This window comes from Methylobacterium sp. CCH5-D2 (assembly GCF_001556475.1).
GTDB lineage: Bacteria > Pseudomonadota > Alphaproteobacteria > Rhizobiales > Beijerinckiaceae > Methylobacterium > Methylobacterium hispanicum.
Genome location: NZ_LSIX01000702.1, coordinates 1 through 1871 on the forward strand (window position 1 = coordinate 1; position 1871 = coordinate 1871).

General features: G+C 73.5%; 1 protein-coding gene. It reads right to left on the reverse strand.

Features of this window, described 5'->3' with window-relative positions; translation table 11 throughout:
- Positions 1–139: 139 nt before the first annotated feature.
- Positions 140–1678, reverse strand: coding sequence for a polysaccharide biosynthesis C-terminal domain-containing protein (locus AX737_RS18485; RefSeq protein ID WP_066923970.1), 1539 nt, complete (start codon positions 1676–1678; stop codon positions 140–142).
- Positions 1679–1871 lie beyond the last annotated feature (193 nt).

Below are 1871 nucleotides of genomic sequence, written 5' to 3' on the forward strand. Positions count from 1 at the left end.
CGCGAGGCCGGCCACAGCCGCGTGCCGGAGCCCCCGCACAGGATCACCGGGTGGACGGCGGACGACGTCGATTCGGGCATCGTGACATTCTCCTTGTGGCGGTTGGGTCGGTCGGCCTGAAGGCCCGGGCGCTCCCCCGTCACCGGGGGGCCTTGGACCGGGGAGCGTTGGCGGCGCCGGTCAGGGCGGCGAGCGGGGCGAGCAGCCGGGAACCGATGCCGCGCGCCCGGTCCACGTCCTCGGGCAGGATGCATCCGAAGAGCTTCAGCGCGACGGCGTAGACCAGGGCGCCGACGACGATCGCGGGCGCCAGCGCGAGGGGCCCCGGGAAGGCGCGCAGCAGGGCGAAGGCGGCCAGCCCGCACAGGGCGGCGGCGCCGACGATGCGCACGACCTGCCCGAGCGGGGCCGGTGCCTGCAGGTGGCGGTGCACGTACCAGATCGAGGCCGCGGCGGTGAGCACCTGCACCGTCGTGCGCGTCGCCGCCGCCGCCATCAGGCCGTAGGCCGGGATGACGAGGAGGCCCGACGCGATGATGCTCGCCGCGCCCACGATCCCGACCACGATGTTGAAGCGGTTGCGCTCCGCCGCGTTCATGTAGATCTGCGTCACCGCCGTCAGGGCGTAGAAGGCGGCGGCGACCACCAGCATCACGGCCGGCGCCACGGCCTTGGCGAAGGCCTCGCCGTAGACGAGCGGCACGAAGACCGAGGCGATCGCGGCCAGCCCGAAGCAGGCCGGGAAGACGAGCATCGCGAGGTAGCGCATGCCGCTCCGGTAGATCCCGACCGCGGCCGCGTGCTGTTTGGCGGCGATGTTCTGCGCCAGGACCGGCAGCAGCGGCCCGGTGAGGAGGAGCGGGGCCTGGACGGCGAGGTTGGCGAGCGTCAGCCCCACCGAGAAGAAGGCCACCGCCTCGCTGCCCCAGCTCCGCTCGAGGAACAGGATCTCGGTGCGCGCCCAGGTGACGGCGGAGAGCAGGTAGGCGAGCCAGATCGCGCCGCAGTAGCGCACGAGCCGGGTGCGCAGCTCCGGCGCGACCGCGCGGCCGCCGCGCAGGTCCCGCATCAGGAAGACCGAGGGCGCGAGCCCGACGACGACCGCCGCGCTCAGCGCGCCCACGAGGCCAAGCGCGACCGAGCCCAGGACCGTGACGCCGATCTGGGCGGCCGCCGAGACGAGCATGATGCGCGCCATCCGGCCGAAATCCTGCTGCCCCCGCAGAAGGCCGACCGCGAAGGCAGAGCTGCTCTGGGCGAGGACGGCAGCGGCCACGAGCGTCCAGAAGAGCGGGGAGGTCTTGTAGCTCCCCGGCTCGATGTGGAGCGCGAAGGTCGATCCGGCCGCCCGGTGCCAGAGGGCGAGGCCGAGGAGCGCGCAGGCCGCGAGCCCGACCACGAGGATGAAGCGCTTGTAGAGGTAGAGCGCGAGGCCGTGGCCGGCGCTCGCGTCCCCGGCGCCGCGCAGCTCCGGCAGGTAGCGGGCGAGCGATCCCGGGATGCCGAGGTCGGCCACCATCAAGGTGATGCTCACCACCCAGGCGGCGTAGGTGACGACCCCGAGGTCGGCCGGGCCGAGCAGGCGCGCGACGATGATCGTGCTGAGCGCGCCGCTGATCAGGATGGAGCCGGTGGCGAGCGCGTTGGCGGCCGACTGCCGCGCGAGGCCGCCGCTCACCGGGAGACCTCGCGCGGCAGGAGCGGTCCGATGGACGGCCGCGCGGCCGCGCGGGTCGAAGGGAACACCATCGCTGACGTCGCAATCCTCGGCTGGACCGTGCTGGCGGCTCCGGGGCTCACAGGTATTCCCGCAGGAGCGCCATCTGCGGCTTGTCGCCGGCCTTGTCCGGCTCGATGCTGAAGGCGTAGTC